Consider the following 4,947-nt stretch of genomic DNA (forward strand, 5'->3'; position numbering starts at 1 on the left):
CATCGCGCCGAGCCCGGTCACGACGGTGAAGGACATGAACACCAGCCCGATGGCCAGCCCCTGCGCCAGCAGCCCGCTCCAGAACGGGCTGGTGACGGTGTAGAAGGCCGTGCCCAGCAGGACGGCGCCCGCAGCCCACAGCCCCCACCGGCGGCCCCACGGGGCCCCGGCCAGGTGGTCGGGCGGCGGCGGCTCGACGGCCGTCACCCCGGCGGTGCGGGCCCGCCGGGTCAGCACCAGCAGCCCGCCGAACAGGATCAGGAACGGCACCGCCGTGCGGAACCCGGTGATCCCCTCGGCGAAGGAGGCGTACCCGGCGACGAGGTTCTGCACCACCCCGAGCCCCAGCCCGCCCGCGAAGGCCAGCGGAACGGAGGCGAACCGCCCGATCACGGCGGCCGTCGCCGACACGAACAGGAACAGGGTGAAGTCGTGCGCGGACAGCCCCAGCAGCGGCGTGGCCAGCACCCCGGCGAGCCCGGCCAGCGCGGAGGCGATCATCCACGCCACCGACGACAGCCGGTCGGCGCTGATGCCGCGCAGCTCGGTCAGCGAGCGGTTGTCGACGGCGGCCCGCAGCCGCAGCCCCAGCCGGGTGTGCCGCAGCAGCACCCACAGGGCGGCCGCGACCACCGCCGTCACCACCCAGGTGATCAGCTGGTCGGAGTCCACGCCCACGCCGTCCGCGAGCTGCCAGGACCGCGCGGGACTCGGCCCGACGCCGGGCAGCCCGAACTGGTTCTCGGCCGGCTTCAGCGGCAGGCCCGCCTCCGTCAGGACGTCCACGGCCCACAGTCCGGCCGCGGGCAGGGCCACCAGCAGGCCGATGGTCGCCACGATCTGGGCGGTCTCCCCGACCCGCGCGAGCCGGCGGAACATCAGCCGGTCCAGCCCCCACCCGAGGCCGGGTGCGAGGACGCACACCACCAGCAGGGCGGCCGGGGCGGCCGGCCAGCCCAGGCCGGAGTGCAGCTCGTAGAAGGTGAGCGCGCACAGGTAGGCGGTGGCGCCGTGCGCGAAGTTGAACAGCCCGGACGCCGAGTACGACAGCACCAGCCCGGTGGCGAGCAGTGCGTACAGGGCGCCGGAGACCAGGCCGCTCAGTACGAAGACGAGCAGGTCGCCCATGCCGTCGCCCCTACTTGAAGGGGATCGGCTCGTGGCACTCGAACGGCACGGAGACCTCGTACCGGCCGCCCTTGAGCTGGACGAGCGCCCCGCAGCCGAAGCTGTCCTTCTGGCCCTTGGGCTCGGCGCGGTCGCCGACGAGGGTGCCGGTGTCGGAGAAGCTCTGGGCGGCGTTCTGGAAGTGCGTGGTGGTGAGGTCCTTCCCGGCCTTCTGGGCGATGGAGAGGAAGAGGTCGGCCGACATGTACCCGGTGAGCATGTGCATGTTCAGCGGGACGTCCTGTCCGCCCGAGGCGGCCTTGATGTCGGCCTTGAACTGCTTCATCCTCGGGCTGTCCGACTCGAAGGGCTCGAACTGGAGGAGGACGTGGACCCCTTCGAGGGCCTGCCGGGTGGCGTCCTTGGCGAGCAGCCCCGGGTCGTAGTCCGTGGGGTCGGAGATCACGCCCTTGTAGCCGGCGCGCTTGAGGGCGGTGAAGAGGCCGATGTTGTTCGGGGTCTGCATGACCGAGACGACGGCGTCCGGCGCCTTGCCGCCGCCGCTCTCCATGATCTCCTTGACGTACGCGCTCCAGTCGCTGGGCACGGCCGTCGCGGGCACCGAGGCCTTGGCGTAGGAGACGGTGAAGCCGGCGGCGGCGAAGCCCTGCTGGAAGGTGCGGATGCCGAACTTGCCGGCGTCGCTGTCGTTGGCGATGACCGCCACCGACCTGCCCTTGGCCCCGCCGAGGACCTTGGCGATTCCCTCGGGCCAGGTCTGGTTGGGGGTGCCTCCGGGGGAGGGGACCAGGCAGCCGTTGAAGCCGTAGATGTACTTGGGGCCGCAGAAGGAGGGCAGGGTGCCCCAGCCGAAGGTGGGTACCTTCTCCTGCTCCAGGAAGTCGGCGCCGGAGAACGTCACCGAGCTCATCGGGGCGACGGCGAAGACCTTGTCCTGCTGGACGAGTTTGCGGGCCGCCGCCAGGTTCTTCCCGGGGTCCTGCCCGTCGTCCTCCGCGCCGATGTAGTCGATCGTGCGCCCGTGGACGCCGCCCTCGGCGTTGGCCCGGAGGTAGCGGGCCTTCGCCCCGAGGTCGGTGTCCTTCTTGCTGTAGCCGCTGGCGCTGGTCATCGACACGATCCCGCCGACCTTGATGCTCTTGTCGGTGACCCCGCGCCGGGTCCCGGGCGCGTCCCCGGACTTGGCCGGCACCGTCTGGCCGGACGTGGAGGCGGAATTGCAGGCGGAGACGAGCGCGAGTACGGCCGCCGAGGCGGCCAGGACGCGGATGGGTCGCGACATGGGTGGGATCCCCTCCGTAGGAATCCCCGCATTCTGTGCGCGACCTGACGCACCGTCAATATTTTTGGCGGGCTTGAATGACGGTCCGTCAGATCGTACGCGGCCGGTCGCGCGGGAACCTCAGGGCGCGTTCAGCTCCAGGTTCTGGCGGGACCTGTTGGAGGCGCCGGGGCTGAGGACGTTGTTCTGGGTGCTGATGTTGTTGTAGATCGGGAGGACGCCGTTGAGGTTGACACCCAGGAGGGAGCCCCCGCCGCCGTCGCCCCCGCCGCCATCGCCCCCGTTCCCCCCGTTGCACGAGCCCCCGGTGACCACCGTGGGGTCGCTGTCGGAATCCGCAGGACTGCCGCCGCCGGAGACGGAGGCCGAGTTGGTCAGGTTGCAGGGGGCGTCCGCGGCGATGTTGACCGAGACGTCGAAGACCTGGGGGGTCTCCATGGACAGGGACATGGACGTGGTGCACACCAGCTGTTCCAAGGAGGACTGGGTGCAGTCCCATCCCAGTTCGGCACTGGCACCGGCGAGCGTGAGGCCCTCCGGCATGACATCGGTGACCGTCACCAGGCCCGTGGACGTGTCCTGCGACCCGTTGGTCACCGTGAGGGTGTAGATGGCCATACCGCCGCGGACGAAGCTGTCCGTGTGGGACTTCTCGATCTGCAGGAACGCCGCGGCGAACGCGGGAGTGGCCCCGGCCGTCAAGGGCAGCACGCCGCTCACCGCCAGCACCGTTCCGGCCGCCATCAGACGCCGCTTCCACGTGGATGCACCCATCGGCCTGTCTCTCCCGTCCTGAGGGTTCGGTGACGGTCGGAACGCTCGCACAGACGGCTCCTCACGGGCGGTGCCCGCCATGGGCGCTGCCCACTTTCACCCGAACGCCGGGAGACGAGTGCGGCATACGGGGGTCACGGGCCCGGGGAGGACCGACACCCCCTACGACGGATACAGGCCCGCCACCTCCCGCTCGTACGCCTTCTCGATCGCCCGCCGCTTCAGCTTCAGCGACGGCGTCAGCAGCCCCCGCTCCTCCGTGAACTGCTCCGCCAGCACCCGGAAGGCACGGATCCCCTCGGCCTGCGACACCAGCGTGTTCGCCGCCACCACCGCCCGCCGCACCTCCGCCGTCAGGTCCGGGTCCCCCGCCACCTGCTCGGCCGTCCGCTGCGGCAGCTTCCGCATGGACAACCAGTGCGCGACCCCCTCCATGTCGAGGGTCACCAGCGCCGCGACGAACGGCCGGTCGTTGCCCACCAGCACGCACTGCGACACCAGCGGATGCGACCGCACCCGCTCCTCCAGCGCCCCCGGGGCCACGCTCTTGCCGTTGGAGGTCACCAGGATCTCCTTCTTGCGCCCCGTGATGGTCAGATAGCCGTCCTCGTCCAGCCGGCCCAGGTCCCCGGTCGCCAGCCAGCCGCCGCGCAGCACCTCCTGCGTGGAGCGCGGATCCCCCAGATAGCCCGAGAAGACGTGGCCGCCGTGCAGCCACACCTCCCCGTCGTCGGCGATGTGCACCGTACTGCCCGGGATCGGCGGGCCCACCGTCCCGTACTTGACCGCCCCCGGCGGATTCGCCGTCGCCGCCGCAGACGACTCCGTCAGCCCGTACCCCTCGAACACCGTGATCCCGGCACCGTCGAAGAACAGCCCCAGCCGCCGCGACATCGCCGACCCGCCCGACATCGCGTACCGCACCCGCCCGCCGAGCGCCTCGCGGACCTTGCCGTACACCAGCTTCTCGAAGAGCTGGTGCTCCACCCGCAGCGCCGCCGAAGGCCCCGAACCGTTCCCGAACGCCTTCTGCTCACGGGCCTCCGCGTACCGCACCGCCGCCTCCACCGCCCGGTCGAACGGACCCCGGCGGCCTTCCGCCTCAGCCGCCCGCCGCGCCGCCGCGAAGATCTTCTCGAAGACGTACGGCACCCCCAGCACGAACGTCGGCCTGAACGCCGCCATGTCCGGCAGGAGTTCGGCGGCAGCCACCGCCGGCTGGTGGCCCAGCTTCACCCCCGCCCGCACCGCCGCCACCTCCACCATCCGCCCGAACACGTGCGCCAGCGGCAGGAACAGCAGCGTCGACGGCTGCTCCCCACCCGGCCCGGCCCGGAAGACCGCCTCCCAGCGCGCCACCAGCGTGTCGGCCTCGTACATGAAGTTGGCGTGGGTGAGCACGCACCCCTTGGGCCGACCCGTGGTCCCCGAGGTGTAGATGACGGTCGCCACGGCGTCCGGGGTCACCGCCCCCCGGTGCCGGTGCACCACGTCCTCGGCCACCCCCCGCCCCGCCGCCACCAGCTCCTCCACCGCCCCCGCGTCGAGCTGCCACAAGAGGCGCAGCCCCGGAAGCCGCTCGATCACCGAGCCGACCGTCATCGCCTGGTCCTCGTCCTCCACCAGACAGCCCGTGCAGGCGGAGTCGTACAGGATCCAGTGCACCTGCTCCGCCGACGAGGTCGGGTACACGGGGACGGGCTGCGCCCCGATCGCCCACAGTGCGAAGTCGAACAGCGTCCACTCGTAGCGCGTACGGGACA

General features: G+C 71.5%; 4 protein-coding genes. All 4 read right to left on the bottom strand.

The features are described 5' to 3' along the window. A partial coding sequence (locus SSNG_RS29120; protein ID WP_007267518.1) for a branched-chain amino acid ABC transporter permease occupies nt 1-1,128 on the bottom strand: 1,128 nt, incomplete at its 3' end. Between the two features lie 10 nt (nt 1,129-1,138). Continuing rightward, nucleotides 1,139-2,410 (bottom strand): ABC transporter substrate-binding protein, encoded by a 1,272-nt coding sequence (locus tag SSNG_RS29125; protein ID WP_007267519.1) that lies wholly within the window; start codon nt 2,408-2,410, stop codon nt 1,139-1,141. Nucleotides 2,411-2,530: 120 nt separating this feature from the next. Then, entirely contained in the window at nt 2,531-3,184 is a 654-nt protein-coding gene (locus SSNG_RS29130; RefSeq protein WP_165365032.1) for a DUF11 domain-containing protein, read from the bottom strand. A 162-nt stretch (nt 3,185-3,346) separates the two neighbouring features. Beyond that, nucleotides 3,347-4,947: AMP-dependent synthetase/ligase (locus tag SSNG_RS29135; RefSeq protein ID WP_063749920.1), on the bottom strand; the 1,601-nt coding region annotated here is incomplete at its 5' end.

This window comes from Streptomyces sp. C, assembly GCF_000158895.1.
GTDB lineage: Bacteria > Actinomycetota > Actinomycetes > Streptomycetales > Streptomycetaceae > Streptomyces > Streptomyces racemochromogenes.

Coding starts and splice junctions, on each gene's coding strand:
- SSNG_RS29125 (WP_007267519.1), bottom strand. CDS start 2,410: ATGTCGCGACCCATCCGCGTCCTGGCCGCCTCGGCGGCCGTACTCGCG.
- SSNG_RS29130 (WP_165365032.1), bottom strand. CDS start 3,184: ATGGGTGCATCCACGTGGAAGCGGCGTCTGATGGCGGCCGGAACGGTG.